The organism is Rhizobium oryziradicis (assembly GCF_001939045.1).
In the GTDB taxonomy this organism is placed as follows: Bacteria; Pseudomonadota; Alphaproteobacteria; order Rhizobiales; family Rhizobiaceae; genus Allorhizobium; species Allorhizobium oryziradicis.
In genome coordinates, this window is the sequence record NZ_MKIM01000024.1 from 21917 (window position 1) to 40434 (window position 18518).

Below are 18518 nucleotides of genomic sequence, written 5' to 3' on the forward strand. Positions count from 1 at the left end.
ATGTGAGGGGTTCGTGACGGCTTTGCAGTGATGTCGATCACGACCTTTTCACCGCAAAGCCTTGAAGTTGCACGCTATAACCGGTTGATTTCGCGGGGCAGATCAGAACCCGTCGATGACCACTGTTGACTGACAAGCTCTATTGGCGGGCACAGTCCTGACAAAAAGGCGTGGCGGGCAAAAGCGCCAGCCGCTCCGGCACAATCGGCGCGCCGCACGTAACGCAAAACCCGTAGGTGCCCTTGCCAATCCTCTCAATCGCGGCGTCAATGCCCTTCAACTCGGCCTCGCCCGCATGGCCAAGCCCCTCCAGCACCTCGTCATTTTCGGCCTCAACCGCCTGCTCTTCCATATCGGCGCTGCGAGGATCATTGAGATCATCATCAATTTTGCCAAGTCGTTGTGTCAACTCCTGACGGCGGGTCAAAAGCGCCTGATAATACGCGCTGGTGTCCATGGCTCACCCCCTTTGTTAACGGTCCACCAGCACCGAGCATTTTGCGTGGCGCACCACACGATCTGCTGTCGCGCCAATGAGATAGTTGGAGAAATCCGGCAGATGCGACGCAACAATGATGAGGTCTGCGTGGCGCTCGGTGGCGGCGGCCAAAATCTCATGGGCGGGCGAGCCGATGCGCAATTCAATCTCGGCGGCAATACCGGCCTCGTCACGCAGGGCCGCCAGCTTGACCTTGCCGTCCTCAATGGCACTTTCCATAATGCCATGCGGAATATCCACCGCGAGATAGGTTGGGATTTGCTCAACCACAGTGACCAGCACAATCTTGCCGCCATCATCCAGCAAGGACACCGCTTTTTTCAGCGCGCGCTCGCCCTTGTCCAATTGTCCGCATTCAACCGGTACGATGATTGTTTTAAACATGCGACCTCTCCTCAGGTTTGTGACGGCCCACTTTTTTGCAGGTCTACAACCCAAATATGCGCCGCTTCCGTTCAGCGCACCTTGATCAGGATCAAGCTTAACCGTTCAGCATTATCGAACAATTCTTCATCAAAATCCTATCTTTAATAAACAATGGATGGTGCCTATATTGGCGAAGAAACAATCACCGGATCGGAGACAACAATGGATCGCCGCGACATGCTCACTGCCACCGCCTGTGTTGTCGCATCCAGCCTCTTCGCCACCCGCGCCATCGCCGGAGAAAAACCCATGACCGCCCCAAAGCAAGATAGTTTTGCCCTGAGCCGCCCCTTGCATGTTGGCCAATCCCATCTGGTGGTGAAGGATCTGGAGATGACCTCCAGCTTTTACCAGACAATGCTGGGGTTGAGCGTTCTGGATAAAAGTGCTGGCGGTGCTGTGCTGGGCACGGCCAGCACGCCGCTGTTGACCCTCACCACCCGCTCAGACGCTGCCCGTGCGCCACGCAATGCGGCAGGTCTGTTTCACAATGCGTTTTTGCTGCCAAGCCGCAAGGCGCTGGGGCAATGGCTCTATCAGGCCGCGCAAAACAACGTGCAACTGGATGGGGCCTCCGACCATCTCGTGAGCGAGGCCATCTACCTGTCTGATCCCGAAGGCAATGGCATCGAAATCTACCGCGACCGCAGCCCGATGGAATGGACCTATCATGCCGACGGCACCGTGGAGATGGCAACAGAGCGCCTGAACCTGCAAGAGCTATACAACAGCGCGGCAGCAAAACCTGAATGGAACGGCATGCCGGAAGGCTCGGCCATGGGCCATATTCATCTGCAGGTGGGCAATGTGGCGGAGGCTGATCGCTTCTATGAAGGCGTTTTGGGCTTGAAGAAAATGGCCACCTACCCCGGTGCCAGCTTCTTCGCCTCCGGCCAATACCACCACCATGTGGCCGCCAACATCTGGAACAGCCGGGGTGCCACGGCCCGCCAAGCGGCCATGACCGGGCTTTCGGGTTATTCGCTGGCTTATAATGATCAAGCAGCGCTTGCCAAAGCCTTGGCGACATTGGATGAGCTGGAAATTGCTACAACCAAGACTTCAGAAGGCGTGGCGTTGCAAGACCCTTGGGGCATTGGGCTGACGCTGAAAGCGGCTTAATTCACCACCGGTGCTTTCGCCTTTACCGCCTCATCCAGATGCACAAACACCACGCCGCGGGCTTTCAGCGCCTTCAGCCCTGCGGCCACGCCTTCGCCAGCGGCGTGGGTGGGCTGGTTGATATGGGCAATCAGCACGTCGCCATTTTTGGCGTGGGCAAATTGTTGTTCGGTTTGTTTCGCACCCAGAAGCGAGCCAGAATCACCGTTGATGGAAAAGCCGCCGATCTGATAGCCCATGGCCTTGATCTGGGTGATGGCCGAGGGTGAATATTTGGCAGTGGCGTCGCGATACCAGCGCGGGGCGGGAAAGCCTACGGCGATCATGGCTTGTGCGCCGCCGTTGACCTCTTTGGCCACCGCTTCCGGCGATCCGGCAGCGGGAATACCATAGACTTTTGTGGGATAATCAACCGCTGGAATGTGGTTTTCGCCGTGGTTTTCCACCTCGAACAGATCAGGCCTGCTTTTCAGCACGGCCACCGCCTCCGGGTTGGTTTTAATCCAGCGGCCGGTGACAAAAATCGTCGCCTTGATGTTTTCATCCAACAATGTGGACAGAATGCGCATGTCAGTTTTGCCCATGCAGGCATCCAGCGTCACCGCCACATGGACAGGCCCGCCTTTGGCTGGCACCACATGCAATTTTGGCTCAACCAGGCCATCCGGGGCGGCAAAGACCGAGCTGGCAAAACAAAAGCAGGCTGCACCGGCAAACAGAAGATGAAGAACACGCATGGGATCACTCAAACAGAAGATATGCGCAAGCCAAAGCGCTCAATTTTCTCAGTCGTCAAGACACTTTCAATTGAAACCCATCACATCAGCACAAAACCCTGCGGCTGCGGCGTTGGTGGCAAATCGCGCTCGCCCAGCGCTTCGAGCAGATTGATCTCAATGGTGCGCGCCATCGCATCAATGGGCAGATTGTTGGGCTGCATGCCAAAAGGCTCTTCCAGCTCGTCACCCAAGGCATCCAGGCCAAAAAACGTATAGGCCATAATGGCGCTGGCCAGCGGCGTGAACCAGCCCAGCACGTCATCAAACCCAAACGGCAGGATGAAGCAGAAAATATGCGCCGTGCGGTGCAACAGCAAGGAATAGGCGAAGGGCACCGGCGTGTTGCGAATGCGCTCACAGGCCCCCTGCACGCCAGCCAGTTCCGACAGGCTGCGATCCAGCGTGGCAAAATCCACATCCGTCAAATGGCCCTGCTGCTGCAGCGTGGCAAGCTCGGTTGAGACCTTGCGCAACAGCAAATCCGGCCCGTTGCGGCTGGCTTGCAGGTCTGCAATATCTTGCGCAGTCAGGCGGTTCAAGCCAGCATTTGAGGCCGCTTGCGGGCGCAAGTGCTGCACCATGGCAAAGCCGAATGCGATGATCAGGGACAAGATCCGCCGCCGTGCGAGCGCCTGCCCCCGCACCTCCAGCACAAGCGTCTGGCGTGCCAGGCTTCTGGCAGACACCAGCATCTGGCCCCATAATTTGCGCCCTTCCCACCAGCGATCATAACAGGCGTTGTTGCGAAAGCCGAGAAACAGCGAAATCGTCACCCCCATAATGGCAATGGGCGCGCCGCTGAAACTCGGCACAATGCCGGGATAGGTATGATGGCCAAAGACCACCAGCGACGACAACACCGCAACCAGAACCAGCTGCGGCAGAATGTTGGGCAAAATCGAGCCGCGCAGGGTGAAAAACAGGGTGAACAGGGTTGGGCGGTCACGGACAATCATGAGGGCATCTCGATCAGGGGTGGGGCTCGTCTATAGACCCCGTTCTACCCCCGGTCCAGCGCTGTTGCTGCAACGCACCATCACGTTTTGATCACGCCTTGTCGGATTGTGGTTGCGCTGGATGCACCACCAGCGCCACCAGCCGCACCACCACGGGCCGCACCAGCATGACGCAAATGAAGGCCACCGGCATGGCCACCACATAGGCTTCCCAGGTGCGGCGGGGCAAATCTGCGGTGATGCCGCCATTGACGCAGGCAATGGTGGCGCACATCAAAAAGGCCATGATGCCCGCCATGAAAAAGGCAAACACGACTGGGGCGGTGCGCGGATGCAACTTATACCAACGGCGCATTTTTTGGATATCGGATTGATAGGATGACATGTTTAAACTCTCCTGTGTGTGTCATGTGCAGAAGATGCCCCACATTGCGTTTCTGCGGTAGAACACCGTCCCTATTCTCAGTATAAAGCTATACTTACGAATAGAGAGGTCGGATCGAAAGCCAATGGACAATCTGCGTGGTATTGAAAGCTTTGTGAAAGCGGTAGAAGGCGGCAGCATTGCCAATGCCGCCCGCCAGCTTGGCATTACGCCAGCCGCCGCCAGCCAGAACATTGCACGGCTTGAGCAGCAGCTCGGCACCCGCCTTTTGCTGCGCACCACCCGCCGTTTAGCGCTGACCGAGGGCGGCAAGATCTATTTTGAGCGGGTGCGGCAGGTGATCGAAGATCTGGACATGGCCCAGACAGCCCTGTTTGCGCTGAATGATCGCCCGCAGGGGCGGCTGCGCGTGGCGGTGTCCACGGCGTTTGGACGCCATGTGATTGCCCCGATGATCCCGGCTTTTTCGGCCCGTTGGCCGGATGTGTCGGTGGAGCTGATTTTGAATGACGAGCGCATTGACCATATTCGCGATGAGATTGATGTCAGCATCCGTTTTTTTCGCCCAAGCGGTGCCGGGCTGATCACCCGCAAGCTCGGCGATGTGCCGATTATCATTTGCGCATCGCCAGACTATCTGGCGCGGTGCGGCACGCCGCGTGAGCCGGAAGAGCTGAAGCATCACGATTGCCTGCTGTTTCGCACGCCCTATGATGGCAGGCTGCTGCCCTGGGGATTTTTTCGAAATGGCATCCGCTTTGAGCCGGATTTGCATGTCTCGATTATCAGCAACGACATTGGTGCCCTTGCCGCCATGACCATTGCCGGGGCTGGCATTTCAAGGCTTGGCGCGTTTTTGGCCCGTGATCTGGTGGCTAAAGGTGATGTGGTGGCGCTGTTTACCTCCGGCTCCGCCGCAAGCGGTGCAGAGGCCGATCCCGAACCCTTGGATTTTCACATCTGCGTGCAGGACCGCGAAGCAATGCTGCCAAAGGTTCGGCTGTTTATTGATCACATTGTCGATGAATGGAAGAAGCGCCCGATCTAGAGTCTGTCAGGTTTAGATTGAACCTGACAGACTCTAGATTTCTTTGTTTGAGTTTGTCTTTTGGGGAAAACCGGATTCCACTTTTCCCTGACAAACTCTAGGCTCAATTATAGAGATAATATTTGCTCCAGCTAGCGCGCGGCACTTCCGCGCCGATCTGATAGCTGAAATTGACCACATCGAGATGTTTATTGTCAGTCTGGCAGGTGTATTTCAGCCGATACCAATGCTCGCGGCTGCGAAACACCGCACCGGGAGCCGACAATTTATTGCCCGAAGCATTGGCTCTGCCAAAGGTGTAGGCAATCACCTTATCGGGGCGAAACTGTTTGTTGTCCTTGGCAATGCGGTTCATGGCTTCAATATCGCAGCGTTGCTCCAGACGTTCGCGCGGCGTCAGTGCATCAAGCTGTCGCACCACCGACGAATCCATGGCGCTGACAGTGTGAGCAAAAAACAGTGTCAAACAACAGGATAAAAGAGGAAGGCGCATGGTATTTTCCTAACGAATCTCGTTTTTGGGGAACGTATTACCTCGAAAGCCGCCAATCCAGTTTTTTTTAGGGTTATGCCGGGTTTGTGATTTGAAACCCTCCCCGACGTTGCACCTGCTCTCCGTGAGAGGGAACGGGGTTTTTGCTTGAAGCCGGGTTTTTGCTTGAAGGATGGCCCCTGCCTGCTTATCTCTTTGTCAGTCACAGGTTTTCATTGAACAAAGCGAGATTGCCCCCTTGTCAGATAAATCGTCAGCCAAATCGTCTGCCCCCAAATCTATTTTCACGGATCTTCCCAAGCCGCCGATGGCTGCAAAAAAGCCGCTTGAAGACACCCGCCACGGCATCACCCGCACTGATGACTATGCCTGGCTGCGGGCCGACAACTGGCAACAGATGTTCAAGGACACCTCCATTCTCGACCCGGAAATCCGCGCCCATCTGGAGGCCGAAAATGCCTATATGGAAGCGGCCATGGATGACACCAAGGCGCTGCAAAAGACCTTGTTCAATGAAATGAAGGGTCGGATCAAGGAGGATGATTCCTCCATTCCCATGAAAGATGGCGCTTACGCTTACGGCTCTGCCTTTGTGACGGGTGGCGAGCAGCCGCGCTATTTTCGCATTCCGCGTGATGGCAACCCTCATGATGAGAGCATTCGTGAACTGCTGCTGGATGGTGACAAGGAAGCGGCGGGCAAGGATTATTTCCGCCTGGGCGGCATTGACCATTCCAACGACCATGCGCTTGGCATCTGGGGCTATGATGACAAGGGCTCGGAATATTTCACCTTGCGCATCCGCGATCTGACAACCGGCGAAGATCTGGACGATGTTTTGCACAACACCGCAGGCGGTGGCGTGTGGGCACCCGATGGCAAGAGCTTTTTCTACACCCTTCAGGATGATAACCACCGCCCGAGCAAGGTGTTTCACCACATCATCGGCCAGCCGCAATCGGCAGACCGGCTGGTTTATGAGGAAAAAGACCCCGGTTTCTTCATGGGTGTCGGCGGCTCGCTGCTGGATGATTTTATCTATATCGACATTCACGACCACGAGACCTCGGAATATCGCCTGCTGTCCACCTCGGACCTGACGGCCGAGCCGAAATTAGTGGCGGAGCGTGAAGACGGCGTGGAATATTCCATGACCGAGGGTGGCGATGTGTTTTACATCCTCACCAATGCCGATGACGCTCAGGATTTCAAAATCATGGAAGCGCCGGTGACGGCACCGGGCCGGGAAAATTGGAAAGAGCTGGTGCCACACACACCGGGCCGGTTGATCCTGTCGCATATGGCCTTTGCCCGGCATCTGATCTGGCTGGAGCGGCGCGATGGCCTGCCGCGCATCATGATCCGGGATCGCCGATCCGGCGAAGAACACGCCATCGACTTTGCCGAGGAAGCCTATTCGCTGGGCCTGTCGGGCGCTGCCGAATATGACACGGATGTTATCCGCTTTTCCTACTCATCAATGACCACACCCAGCCAGCTCTATGATTATAACATGGCAACGCGCGAGCGGGTGCTGTTGAAAACCCAGGAAGTGCCATCGGGCCACAACCCGGATGATTACATCACCCGCCGGGTGTTTGCCAAAGCCCATGACGGCGAAGACGTGCCGGTGACATTGCTCTATCGCAAAGACACAGCCCTGGATGGCTCCGCCCCCTGCCTGCTCTATGGCTATGGGGCTTACGGTGTGACCATTCCGGCTGGCTTCAACACCTCGTGCCTGTCTTTGGTGGATCGTGGCTTTGTCTACGCCATTGCCCATATCCGTGGCGGCAAGGACAAGGGTTTTCAATGGTATGACGATGGCAAAATGGAAAAGAAGGTCAATACCTTCAAGGATTTCATTGCCAGCGCCGACCATCTGGTGAAGGAAGGCTTTACCTCTTATGAAAACATCATTGCCGAAGGCGGCTCTGCCGGCGGCATGCTGATGGGGGCCATTGCCAATATGGCACCGGAAAAGTTTGGTGGCATTATCGCAGCCGTGCCTTTTGTGGATGTGCTTAACACCATGCTGGACGACACCCTGCCGCTGACACCGCCGGAATGGCCAGAGTGGGGCAACCCGATTGAATCCGAAGAAGAGTACACATGGATTGCCGCTTATAGCCCTTACGACAACATAGGACCAAAATCCTACCCGCCAATTCTGGCCCTGTCTGGCCTCACGGACCCGCGCGTAACCTATTGGGAACCGACAAAATGGGTGGCCCGCTTGCGCGAACACACCACTGGTTCTGCGCCGATTTTGCTGAAAACCAATATGGCCGCTGGTCATGGCGGTAAATCGGGCCGTTTCCAACGGTTGGAGGAAGTGGCGTTTGAATATGCGTTTGCGGTGAAAGTGGCGGGTGTCATTTAAAACGTGAGAGCGTGGGGATTGACCATCCCCACGCTATGCAAGCATCTCAATTTCCCAGTCCCTGTAGGTTTTGTCTGAATTTTGCAATTTCCATGCCGTTGGCCCAGGCGTAGATCTACCAGTCACAATGGAGCCTGCCGCACTCGTACTTGAAAATTTATAGTCATCTTTGAATCGCCTAAATTCACCACAGTCTTCTAAAACCCCATTTGCCACAAGTTCATCAAACAGGCGCCAATAATGCGTCTTGGGTGACCGATCACCGAACCAGCTTTTTCGCGCCTTCGAGCCTGCCTGAACAAAAAACTCCCCATCGACCAGCACTGCGGTAGCGCGAACAATAGTTGCCACGACAAAGGCGTGTAGAATGCTGGCTGACGCCGGATCATTTGACGACGATGCAAAGTGGCTCTAACAATTAACCCAAAAAAAGTCGGAAAAGGTTGCGCTGAGAGCGGATCACGTTCACGCTCAGAAGGGCATTGTTGAGCGTCGCCTGGCCAAAGCCGATTTAGCAACCGTCAACCTTGGTGGCGTATGAGCAGATTAGAAGTCTGCTGCGCGTCAGTAGAAGCCAATTTTCGTACCGGAGTGCGTATTGTGGTAACATCAACCTGGCTTTTGGTGACCGTTGTCGTCTTGGCAATGCTCGCAATCAGGTACACACTGAGAGCACCAAAAGCGCCAGGACGACAATCCTTTGCTCTGGCTTGCGGTTTTGCCGTGTGGTGGACGGCGTGCGTGCTTTTTCGTCACTCCGTTGACGATTACCAGCTCAAGGTGCTCGCGTGTGAGCTTGCGTGGTTTGGCATCATCGGCGCTCCCCTTTATTGGTGCTTGAGCCTGATCACCTATTCCAATGGTCGAGAGCTGGAAAAACCCTGGCAAATGGCATTGGTTGGTGGCACGGCCTGTATCTTTGGCCTGATCGCGCTGACCAATGATTGGCACCATTGGATTTATCTTTATCTGATTGATGAAGACAGCATGAGCTTTGCCCGTGGTTGGGGCTTCTATGTTGGAATCACCATTGTTTACGTGATGATGGCTTCGTGCTGGGTTGTCGCTCTCCTGCGATCCATCCACGCCAAGGGTATTCATCGGCTACAGATCTGGATCCTGCTGGTATCGGCAACATTGCCTTGGATAGGTAATGCCGGATATGTATTTCTCGATATAAAGCTGTTCGATGATGACCCAACGCCGTTTATCTTTGCCGCAACGGGTTGCTTTATTTTGGTCACCCAGCTGTTTTATGAATTGTTCGTTCTGCCGCCGATTGGCCGGGATGCTATTTTTGCAGTACTTCCCGATCCGGTCATCGTGCTGGACCAACAAGGGCGCATTCTTGAAATTAACCCGGCAGCGGCACTTCTGACCGGTATTCCAAAACAACCGATTGGCAAAACCTTGAATAGCCCGATCGAACTTTCTCAACTCTTGAGCAATACGTGGCCAAGTGATGAAGATCGTGTTGAGATTGCCTTGAGCAGCAATGGCAAGACCTATGAATTATCCTGCCAATCTCTGGCCCCATGGGGGCGCGTTGGGGCGCGCATGATGACCTTGCGTGACATTACCGCGCGCAAGGCTGATGAGCTTCGTCTTGCCGCTCTGTCCAAAAGTCTGCATGACCGGCTGCAGGAAAATATCATTCTCCAGACACGGCTGAAAGATGAAGCATCGCGCGATCACCTCACCGGCCTGCACAATCGCCGTCACGCCCATGATGCCTTGCAGGGTCTTTTTGAAAATGGTTTCAACACCACAGAAACAGCCCTGTTTCTGATCGATATCGACCATTTCAAGATGTTCAACGATCGCTATGGCCACCAAACGGGCGATGATGTTCTGATCCTGTTTGCACGGCTGCTGCAAGCCGATTTGAAGCCGTTTGAGCATGCTTTTCGTTGGGGTGGCGAAGAATTTCTGGTGGTGCTGCCATCAACGGGCCTCGACGTCGCCTTGCAACGCTGCGAGCATTGGCACAGCCTGTTTGCCCAGCAAAGCCCGCCGGGCAATATCGATATGCGACCAACCTTTTCAGCCGGCCTGGTCATCTGCGGCCCCGGCCCCACAAACCTGCGCAGCGCCATTCAGGCGGCCGACACGGCCCTTTATCAGGCCAAGCTGTCGGGCCGCAATCAAACAGCTGTTGCGGGGGAATATGCCTCCCCCATCCAGCATGAAGAATGAGGCAACCGCCTCGGGCAGGGTTATTGCTCGAAAAACTGCAACCCTTCCCCGACCTTGCAATTATAGGTCACAACGTCGCCCATGGGTCGCATCTCCGGCATTTCCATGGTTGTCATCGAAAAGGTGGCGCTGTTGTCCGGTTTCACCTGATAGCGCAAGAATTGATAGATTGGTTTTTTGTCTTTGGTGGTGAGGGTAAAGTGATCGTCGGAAAAGCTCAAAGATTGATCCGGACGGATCAAAAATGCCGAAATCCTTAAGCCACCTTGCATGGTTCCGGCCTTTTTGGGATCCGTGGCTGAGGTACATTTGGTGAGATCAACCACCGAGTTCACCGATGCACCGGATTTCAGCGCCGCATTGATGTCCGGTAATGTGGTGAGAGCTGTTGCGGCATCCGCAACGCTTGGAAAAATGGCCGTAAACGCCAGTCCACTGGCCAGACCACAAGCAAGAGCAATTGACTTAAACATAACGTCTCCTTCTATAATGCGCCCAAATGCAGGATTTGCATGGCACTTTTCAAAACATGAAACCGATCATTCCCCCAATTTCTGGCGTTGCAAAATCGCATGGCTGTGGCCTGCTTTCACGGCGGCCACCATCAAGCTTCGCAGATCTGGATATTCACTTGGTGGCGTAACCGTCTGGTTGGGCGCAAACGATCGTTTGACGACAATCCGGTTGCCATCAACAGTGACCTCGCTGTCAAACCGGCCGGCCCTGTTGGCAAGATGCACCGGCTCAGGCAGATGCTTCACCCGAAAGCTCGCGGGCAACACATAGGTGAATTGCCACGAGGTCAGCGCCGCCGCCATGAAAAGCGGTGCCACCCGCACATCATTGCGAATATTATAGGCCAGTTGCGTGAGGCGCTCAGGATCAAACCCGCTTTCCAGCGGCAGATAGATCTCCGGCTCGCTCACATCAATCGCGTTTTGCGATGTCCAATGCGCCTTCAGGCGCAAGGGGCCGCGCCAGTTTTTTGCCACCAGCACCCGCAGCTTGCCATCGCCCTCCTGATTGTTCATCGCCAGAATGCGGTTGAGATAGTTTTCCCGACTGCTGTTCTTGATCGCGGCCTGAAAACCCAAGGCCTCATTGGGCGAGACATCCATCGCGGCTGTCCCCTCAATGTCACCATCGGCAGAGAGCGTCATCACGGAATCATTCTTGCTCCAGAAGGTCTGCGGTGTGGCCGCAGGCAATTGCACAACCTTGCTTCTCTCTGCCACCAGCACGGCCTGCTTGCTTGATAGGCCAACCCCAAGCGCCGCAAAAGCTGCGTTCTTGTCCGTCGGGTTATCAAACACATCAAAATCCGGCAGATACAGAATGACGTGGTTGAATTGCCAGGCAAGCGGGATGGGAGCCGCGTTAAACCGATTGCCCCACCAGACAATGGCGCGCTCGGAACGAATGCCCTTGGCAGCCAGCAGCGCCCGCATCAGCGCCACCTGATCCTTGCAATCGCCAAATCCATTGGCAAGGATCTTGTCCACGGGATGCTCCACCCAGCCATCGTTGGGATCAAGATAAACCGCCGTATAGGCAATGTTCTGGCGGATCCAGTCATGAATGGCCGCCGCCGCATCAAGGCCGGTTTTGTCGCCCGTGATTGTGTCGGCCAGCGCCTTGATCTTGGCACGCGTCTCGTCGTCCATTGGCTTTTCCGATTGGCGGAAAATGCGATTGCCATAATCGCTCAGGCTGTCCAGCGTGGTGGCCATGAAGCGCGGACGGAACTCGGTGTAATCCACCGTGCTGTATCCCACTCTGAGTGCGGGAATATTTTTGAAGGATGCGGTGATCACGCGTTGACCATCCTGCACAACATCGGTGGTGGTCACACCGGGATCGGCATACCATGTGAGGTGAACGCCCGGTGGCAGGCGGATGATGTTTGTGAGGTCATCCTGCCTGCCAGGTCCGAGCGGTCCACCCACCATGTTGAAGCCAAACAGGCTTGGCACCTTGTGTTGTATCTTCCACACAATGTGTGTGCGCGCGTTTGGCCCCACTTTGGGAAACACCACCGTGATCCGCTGTTTGGCATTGAACCCACGCTCGTTGGCCGGCTGCGGTGCAGACCGCGTGAAAATGTCCTCGGGCGGCACAGTGCGACGATTGCCGTCGGGGTCTGTCACCCACGCCTCGACAACCTCTGCTGTGTCGGTATTTGGCGAAAAATCTGTGAAACTACTGGTATTTTGCGCAGGCTTGCCGGGTTTCACCGGCTCAAAATCCATTGTCGTCACCTCATCATAACTGAGATCCGCATGGATATTGTACTGGCGCAGGATATGGCTTTTGCCATCCTCCTCGTCCTCATCGGCGGCGCGGGCTACGTTTGAAAAAATGCCGTGCGGGCCGAAAACCAAAATGCTGATCAGAGAGAGCTTCAAAATTGCTCTTCGTATCTCAATAATCGCCATGGAAAATCCTGACATGAATTTGACAGGACTATGCTTGACGCCCCTGTCTCAATCAACAAACAAAAGCGCGAGGAAGTGCTGCGCGTTTCGCGCCGATGCGAGCGCCTACTGTTCATGAATTTTCGTGATCAATCCATGCATGAAACTGTTGATTTGACGCGAAAATTGCCTTGGCAACGGCGTTCAGTTCCCATCCCATCCGGCCCTGTGCAAAAGGGTGGAATTTTCTCCTTGACGTTGCAAGCGCGCGGGGTCTTTGATGCCAAAAGATTTGATTTGGAGATTGAAATGACTGTCGATACCGCGCCGCGCACGCCCACCTGGACCTATGTTGATGGACGCTGGATTGACGGCAACCCGCCGCTGATTGGGCCAACATCACATGCCATGTGGCTTGGCTCCACAGTGTTTGATGGCTCTCGCTGGTTTGATGGCCTTGCCCCTGATCTTGATTTGCATTGCCAGCGCGTCAACCGCTCCGCCATCAATATGGGCATGACCCCCACCATGGAGGCCAAGGAGATCGAGCGGCTGGCGCTGGAAGGTGTTGCCAAATTCGATGGCAAAACCGCCATTTATATCAAGCCGATGTATTGGTCGGAACATGGCGCGCCCGGCTCTGTGGTGGCCCCGGATGCAGAGTCTACCCGTTTTGCGCTCTGCCTGTTTGAAGCGCCGATGAATACGGCCAAGCCCCATTCGCTTACCGTGTCACCCTTTCGCCGCCCCTCGCCCGAATGTGCCATGACCGATGCCAAGGCCGGTTGCCTCTACCCCAATTCCGGCCGCATGATTGTGGAAGCCCGCGCCCGTGGCTTTGACAATGCGCTGGCGCTGGACATGAATGGCAATGTGGCCGAAACCGCATCCTCCAACGTGTTTCTGGTCAAGAATGGCGTGGTCATGACCCCCATTGCCAACCGAACGTTTCTGGCAGGCATCACTCGCTCGCGCATCATCACCCTTTTGCGATCCGCTGGCATTGAGGTGCAGGAAAAGACCCTTTCGGTTGCCGATTTCCTTGATGCCGATGAAGTATTCACCTCCGGAAATTACTCCAAAGTGGCCCCCGTCAACCGGCTGGATGACCGCCATTATCAGGAAGGACCAATGGCTGCCAAGGCACTGGATTTGTATATGAGCTGGGCGCGCTCCTGAAAATCTGCGGCCGTCGTTGTTACGGCATAATCTAAAACGTTAGAGCATCCTTTGTGCGCCATACTCGGCGCACACTGCTTCAAGGGCGCTGTAGCCTTTATTTCTGTTGGATAATTTTATCTTTAAACCGATTCCTGTTTAAAAAATGATGCAATAGCCTGTCCTTCTCGAACAGAGTTCCAGATAAAATTCCCCATTGCCGAATGGTGAACCTGCCCTATGTCTCGCAAAAAGCTGACAACTTTAAAGAGAGACCATGGGGCGATGCATAAATCCATAAAACTGTTAGGCTATGTCTTTGCGGCCGCCGGAGTGATCATGCTGTTGTGCGGGGGCGCCGCATTTTATTATGACGGCCAGTTTGAGCAACGCGCCCTGCACGCCCAGGGCGTTGTGACAGACCTCACCCGCAAGCGCGACAGTGATGGCGATGGTGATCTTTTCACGGCCATTGTTCAGTTTACTGATGCCAAGGGGCAGCATCAGGAAATGGCTGACCGCACCAGCTCCAACCCGCCCCGCTTTTCGCGTGGGGACAAAGTGGATGTGATGTATGACCCGGAGAGTCCATCCAGCGCGGTGATCAATGACATCTGGGGCCGCTATTTGGTCGCACTGATTTTCGGTTTTCTCGGTGCTATTTTCACCATTCTCGGCAGCATTTTCATCATCATCATGCGCTCGAACGACAGCAAGATCAAATGGCTTCAGCGTTTCGGCACACCTGTTGAGGCCGATTTTCTGCATGTCTATCTGGATGAGAGCGTCAAGATCAACGGAGCCTCACCTTTTCGCGTGGTGGCGCAAGGTGCCGATCCCGCAACGGGCGCTCTGACGCGTTATGAAAGTGGCAAGATCTGGATTGATCCGACCGCGCGTTTGACGGGTAAAAAGCTGCGCGTGCTGGTCGATCCCAAAAAGCCGAAACGGCATATGATTGACCTGTCAACGACCATCACACCGTCTGAGTGATTTCGGCTGGAGCAAAAGGCCCACAGCAAAGGAGATGGGAAAAACAAGGAGAATGCCCCGCGCTTGAAGGGTGCAACCTAAAAAAGCGATGATTATCGACTGTATTGTCTTCCCATCGCCCCACGCCTCTGCCAAGACACATCATGTCAAATCACACGCCTCTTGAAACATCGCCGCCGGAAATTTTCGATTGCCAGTCCTGTGGTGCTTGTTGTGCCTATCAGGCCGATTGGCCGCGTTTTTCACTGGAAAGCGATGAACAACTGGCGCAAATTCCAGAAAAATTTATAGCCGACGACCTCAGCGGCATGCGGTTTGAAACCGATGCCAAAGGGCAATGTCGCTGCACGGCGCTGACCGGCGAACTGGGCAAGCATGTGGGCTGTGCCGTTTATGAGGTGCGCCCGCAGGTGTGCCGCGATTGCATGCCGGGCGATCCGGAATGTCATATCGCCCGCAAAGCGTTTGGTTTCGCCGTGGATGACCTGCCAGACCCGGATATTTACGTGGCATAACGCCATGCACCTGTCATTTTGGAACATTATGCTTTCACAAACATTGGTGGAGGAGAGAAAGTTCTGATCGGAACAATAATTTGCCGTTTGGCAGGTTGCCTCTTGCCTTTGGCGCTCCTATGTTCCGCTCACCTCACCTTTTCATTTTTCGATGCCCAGAGGAGATTTTATCATGGCTTTCGAACTTCCCGCCCTGCCTTACGCTTACGACGCACTCGGCCCGTTCATGTCGGCTGAAACGCTGGAATTCCACCACGACAAGCACCATCAGGCCTATGTCACCAACGGCAACAATCTGCTGAAGGATTCGGGTCTTGAAGGTCTTTCGCTGGAAGAAGTTGTCAAGCAGTCCTATGGCAAGAACGCCGGCCTGTTCAACAACGCTGGCCAGCACTACAACCACATCCATTTCTGGAACTGGATGAAGAAAGACGGCGGCGGCAAGAAGATTCCAGGCAAGCTGGAAGCTGCAATCGCCTCTGACCTCGGCGGCTATGACAAGTTCAAGGCTGATTTTGTCGCCGCTGGCACCACGCAGTTTGGCTCCGGCTGGGCATGGCTTTCCGTAAAGGATGGCAAGCTGGAAATCTCCAAGACACCAAACGGCGAAAACCCGCTGGTGCATGGCGCGTCGCCAATTCTCGGCGTCGACGTGTGGGAGCATTCCTACTACATCGATTACCGCAACGCCCGTCCAAAGTATCTGGAAGCCTTCGTGGACAGCCTGATCAACTGGGAATACGTGGCCGAGATGTATGAAGCCGCCACCAAGTAAGCATTGGCGCTCTTGAATGTGATAACACCCGGTACATCCTGTGCCGGGTGTTTTTTATTCCCCATAAGGCAATAGCATGATCACCTTTATCCCCATGTCAGACGCGCAATACGCGGAATATCTGGATTATTTCATTCCCGATTATGCCGATGAGATTGCTGCCAATTATGGCCGCTCAAACGAGGACGCGCTCATGCAGGCCAAGGCCGAGATGGCACATCACCTGCCCGAGGGTCCACGCACTGAAGGCCAGCGCCTGCACACCATGATTGACAGTGATCTACAGATAGCGATTGGCTATGTCTGGTATCGCCCGGATGAGGCGAGCCGCTCGGTTTTCATCTATGATTTTTCCATCCTGCCTCACTTTCGCGCCAATGGCCGGGGCAAGGCGGCCTTGCGGGCTTTGGAGATGATGCTGGCCGAGGATGGCTATCACGAGATCAAGCTGCGGGTTGCCGCCGACAATGCGCGTGCCCAGCACGTCTATCAGGCGGGCGGCTTTCGCGTCACCGGCATCAATATGGTCAAGGCAATCGGCCATCAAAGCGGCCGCGATTGACAGCAAAGATCCACGTGATTTTTTGCAACGCACTGTTCACAGTTTGGCGTCAAATTCCGCACGGGCTGCAACAATGCATTCATAATGGTCGAAAGCCCAATTGCCCAAAGCCTCAATGGGCTTGCGCAAAGAGTGGCCAAGCGGGGTCAATTCATAATCGACACGCGGCGGCACAGTGGCAAAAACCGTACGTTTCACCAGGCCGTCCCGCTCCAGCCCGCGCAGCGTAAGTGTCAGCATTCGTTGAGAGATTCCGTCAATGCGCCGCTTTAATTCATTAAATCGGCACGGCCCATGGGCAAGCGACATCACCAGCAGCACGCTCCATTTATCCCCAACGCGATTGAGCACACTGTTGACAGCATCACAGCTTCTGCGATCCTCTGTTGGTGCATGCTGCACCTCTTGCGTAACAATGGTTACATCCATGTGCCCGAGTTCCAACGATGTGCCTCCTTGCAAGCTTTTTGCAGTTACCATAAGTGTCCCAGTATCGATTTTATACCACACAAGAAGGTGACTGACCATGAGACTTCTGCACATCGATTCCAGCGTTCTCGGCCCATATTCTGTAAGCCGCACCCTCAGCGCCTCTATCGCCAAGAAGCTGGGTGAACATGCTAGCGTGACCTATCGTGACGTTGCTGCAAATCCGATTGGCCATCTCTCGGGCCTGACATTGGCCGCCGCCATGGGCAATTACGATGCCAGCAATGATGAAGCCACCAAGGCCGATTTGGCTCTGGGCGGCGAAGTGCTGCAGGAATTCCTGGAATCCGACGTTGTTGTTATCGGCGTTGGCTTTTACAACTTCGGCATTCCAAGCCAGTTGAAGGCCTGGATTGATCGCATCTGCGCGGCTGGCAAGACCTTCAAATACGGCGAAAATGGCCCAGAAGGCCTGTGCGGTGGCAAGCGCGTGGTTGTTGCTCTGTCGCGCGGTGGCGTTTACAGCGAAGGCCCAGCCGCAGCGCTGGAACATGCTGAAACATACCTCAAGGGCGTTTTCGGCTTCCTCGGCATCACCGATCTGGAATTCGTGATCGCTGAAGGCGTCAACATGGGCGAAGAAGCCAAGGCCGCTGCTGTTGCCAAGGCCAACCACTCGATCGAAGCCCTCAAGGCTGCTTGATTGCCTGCTTGATGAGTTGATTGATTGAATTTTGAAGGCCAGCGGGCATGATATGCGCGCTGGCCTGTTTTGTTGCAAACCGGTGCTTACACCACATCCGTCACCCGCGCCCAGCGCTCATGGTCGCGCCATTCGCCATCGATCTTCAGATAGCGTTTTGAAAAGCCTTCCTTGATAAAGCCGCAGCGCGCAACCAGTGCAATGGAGCGCAGATTTTGCGGCTGGATATTGGCCTCAACCCTGTTCAGGCCCACCTCATCAAAGGCATAGGCCATGGTGGCGTTTAAGGCCTCCGTCATCAGGCCCCGCTTGCCAAAGCCAACCATGCCGTAATAGCCGAGATAGCAACTTCTGAAATTGCCCAGCGCGATCTGACTCAAGGTAAAGACACCGACCACACCGAGGCTCTCAGACTCGCGGGCCACCAAGCCAATATTGGCACCCGTCAGGTTTTGCGAAAACCATGCATCAAACCCATCCCGGTCGGTAAAGGCTTTGACCCAGGGTGCGTGATAGTTTTGGCTGGCAAGATTTGCGGCAACAAGGTCGGCGCAGTCGGATCTGCGCACGGGTGCGAGAAGAAGTGATGTCATGGTGGGTCCTGTAAGATCATGATGGCAAGAAAGCGAAGCACATGTTTTTAAAGAGTTGTCATGCCGCTGTCATCGGGAGAGATTATCTG

21 protein-coding genes are annotated in these 18518 nt (G+C 55.0%); 10 read left to right on the plus strand and 11 right to left on the minus strand.

Annotation, left to right across the window (positions count from 1 at the left end):
• Positions 1–139 precede the first annotated feature (139 nt).
• On the minus strand, positions 140–457 hold the full coding sequence (locus BJF95_RS05715) for a TraR/DksA family transcriptional regulator (protein ID WP_075638519.1): 318 nt from the start codon (positions 455–457) through the stop codon (positions 140–142).
• 15 nt (positions 458–472) lie between these two features.
• Entirely contained in the window at positions 473–883 is a 411-nt protein-coding gene (locus tag BJF95_RS05720) for a universal stress protein (protein WP_075638520.1), read from the minus strand.
• 204 nt (positions 884–1087) lie between these two features.
• Here BJF95_RS05720 and BJF95_RS05725 point away from each other — a divergent pair, with 204 nt between their 5' ends.
• A complete protein-coding gene (locus BJF95_RS05725; protein ID WP_175577207.1) occupies positions 1088–2047 on the plus strand; it encodes a VOC family protein in 960 nt (319 codons plus the stop codon).
• Here BJF95_RS05725 and BJF95_RS05730 read toward each other — a convergent pair.
• The 3 genes from BJF95_RS05730 to BJF95_RS05740 form a co-directional block, all read right to left on the minus strand.
• Positions 2044–2784 carry a polysaccharide deacetylase family protein gene (locus BJF95_RS05730; RefSeq protein ID WP_075638859.1) on the minus strand — a complete coding sequence of 247 codons (741 nt, stop codon included), beginning with the start codon at positions 2782–2784 and terminating at the stop codon, positions 2044–2046. The genes BJF95_RS05725 and BJF95_RS05730 overlap by 4 nt on opposite strands.
• 80 nt (positions 2785–2864) lie before the next feature.
• On the minus strand, positions 2865–3782 hold the full coding sequence (locus BJF95_RS05735; RefSeq protein WP_075638521.1) for a bestrophin family protein: 918 nt from the start codon (positions 3780–3782) through the stop codon (positions 2865–2867).
• Between the two features lie 91 nt (positions 3783–3873).
• The gene (locus BJF95_RS05740; protein WP_075638522.1) at positions 3874–4167 is read right to left on the minus strand and encodes a DUF2798 domain-containing protein; all 294 of its coding nucleotides are present in this window, start codon (positions 4165–4167) and stop codon (positions 3874–3876) included.
• 124 nt (positions 4168–4291) lie between these two features.
• Between BJF95_RS05740 and BJF95_RS05745 the strand changes: the two genes are divergently transcribed.
• Positions 4292–5215: a LysR family transcriptional regulator gene (locus BJF95_RS05745; RefSeq protein ID WP_075638523.1), complete on the plus strand. Its 924-nt coding sequence runs from the start codon at positions 4292–4294 to the stop codon at positions 5213–5215.
• A 103-nt stretch (positions 5216–5318) separates the two neighbouring features.
• On the opposite strand, the gene BJF95_RS05750 is transcribed toward BJF95_RS05745, so the two are convergent.
• Complete coding sequence (locus BJF95_RS05750) at positions 5319–5708, minus strand: DUF930 domain-containing protein (protein ID WP_075638524.1); 390 nt, start codon at positions 5706–5708, stop codon at positions 5319–5321.
• A gap of 307 nt (positions 5709–6015) precedes the next feature.
• On the opposite strand from BJF95_RS05750, the gene BJF95_RS05755 reads away from it, so the two are divergent.
• Positions 6016–8091 carry a S9 family peptidase gene (locus BJF95_RS05755; RefSeq protein ID WP_075638860.1) on the plus strand — a complete coding sequence of 692 codons (2076 nt, stop codon included), beginning with the start codon at positions 6016–6018 and terminating at the stop codon, positions 8089–8091.
• A 33-nt stretch (positions 8092–8124) separates the two neighbouring features.
• Here BJF95_RS05755 and BJF95_RS05760 read toward each other — a convergent pair whose 3' ends face one another.
• The gene (locus BJF95_RS05760; RefSeq protein ID WP_175577209.1) at positions 8125–8442 is read right to left on the minus strand and encodes a DUF4357 domain-containing protein; all 318 of its coding nucleotides are present in this window, start codon (positions 8440–8442) and stop codon (positions 8125–8127) included.
• Positions 8443–8628: 186 nt separating this feature from the next.
• Between BJF95_RS05760 and BJF95_RS05765 the strand changes: the two genes are divergently transcribed.
• Positions 8629–10287 (plus strand): diguanylate cyclase domain-containing protein, encoded by a 1659-nt coding sequence (locus BJF95_RS05765; protein ID WP_083638710.1) that lies wholly within the window; start codon positions 8629–8631, stop codon positions 10285–10287.
• A gap of 20 nt (positions 10288–10307) precedes the next feature.
• Here BJF95_RS05765 and BJF95_RS05770 read toward each other — a convergent pair whose 3' ends face one another.
• Both BJF95_RS05770 and BJF95_RS05775 read right to left on the minus strand, forming a co-directional pair.
• Entirely contained in the window at positions 10308–10760 is a 453-nt protein-coding gene (locus tag BJF95_RS05770; protein WP_083638711.1) for a VirK family protein, read from the minus strand.
• 66 nt (positions 10761–10826) lie between these two features.
• The gene (locus BJF95_RS05775) at positions 10827–12722 is read right to left on the minus strand and encodes a DUF3857 domain-containing protein (protein ID WP_075638527.1); all 1896 of its coding nucleotides are present in this window, start codon (positions 12720–12722) and stop codon (positions 10827–10829) included.
• Positions 12723–13010: 288 nt separating this feature from the next.
• On the opposite strand from BJF95_RS05775, the gene BJF95_RS05780 reads away from it, so the two are divergent.
• The 5 genes from BJF95_RS05780 (at position 13011) to BJF95_RS05800 (ending at position 16704) form a co-directional block, all read left to right on the plus strand.
• A complete protein-coding gene (locus BJF95_RS05780) occupies positions 13011–13880 on the plus strand; it encodes a branched-chain amino acid aminotransferase (RefSeq protein ID WP_075638862.1) in 870 nt (289 codons plus the stop codon).
• 318 nt (positions 13881–14198) lie between these two features.
• Positions 14199–14852 carry a DUF3592 domain-containing protein gene (locus BJF95_RS05785; RefSeq protein ID WP_175577211.1) on the plus strand — a complete coding sequence of 218 codons (654 nt, stop codon included), beginning with the start codon at positions 14199–14201 and terminating at the stop codon, positions 14850–14852.
• Between the two features lie 143 nt (positions 14853–14995).
• Positions 14996–15367 (plus strand): YkgJ family cysteine cluster protein, encoded by a 372-nt coding sequence (locus tag BJF95_RS05790; protein ID WP_075638529.1) that lies wholly within the window; start codon positions 14996–14998, stop codon positions 15365–15367.
• Between the two features lie 172 nt (positions 15368–15539).
• Positions 15540–16142 carry a superoxide dismutase gene (locus tag BJF95_RS05795; protein ID WP_075638530.1) on the plus strand — a complete coding sequence of 201 codons (603 nt, stop codon included), beginning with the start codon at positions 15540–15542 and terminating at the stop codon, positions 16140–16142.
• A gap of 76 nt (positions 16143–16218) precedes the next feature.
• Positions 16219–16704 carry a GNAT family N-acetyltransferase gene (locus BJF95_RS05800; protein WP_075638531.1) on the plus strand — a complete coding sequence of 162 codons (486 nt, stop codon included), beginning with the start codon at positions 16219–16221 and terminating at the stop codon, positions 16702–16704.
• Positions 16705–16740: 36 nt separating this feature from the next.
• On the opposite strand, the gene BJF95_RS05805 is transcribed toward BJF95_RS05800, so the two are convergent.
• On the minus strand, positions 16741–17133 hold the full coding sequence (locus tag BJF95_RS05805; protein ID WP_245297238.1) for a winged helix-turn-helix transcriptional regulator: 393 nt from the start codon (positions 17131–17133) through the stop codon (positions 16741–16743).
• Positions 17134–17230: 97 nt separating this feature from the next.
• Between BJF95_RS05805 and BJF95_RS05810 the strand changes: the two genes are divergently transcribed.
• On the plus strand, positions 17231–17836 hold the full coding sequence (locus tag BJF95_RS05810) for an FMN-dependent NADH-azoreductase (protein ID WP_075638532.1): 606 nt from the start codon (positions 17231–17233) through the stop codon (positions 17834–17836).
• An 86-nt stretch (positions 17837–17922) separates the two neighbouring features.
• Here BJF95_RS05810 and BJF95_RS05815 read toward each other — a convergent pair whose 3' ends face one another.
• The gene (locus BJF95_RS05815; protein WP_075638533.1) at positions 17923–18429 is read right to left on the minus strand and encodes a GNAT family N-acetyltransferase; all 507 of its coding nucleotides are present in this window, start codon (positions 18427–18429) and stop codon (positions 17923–17925) included.
• Positions 18430–18518 lie beyond the last annotated feature (89 nt).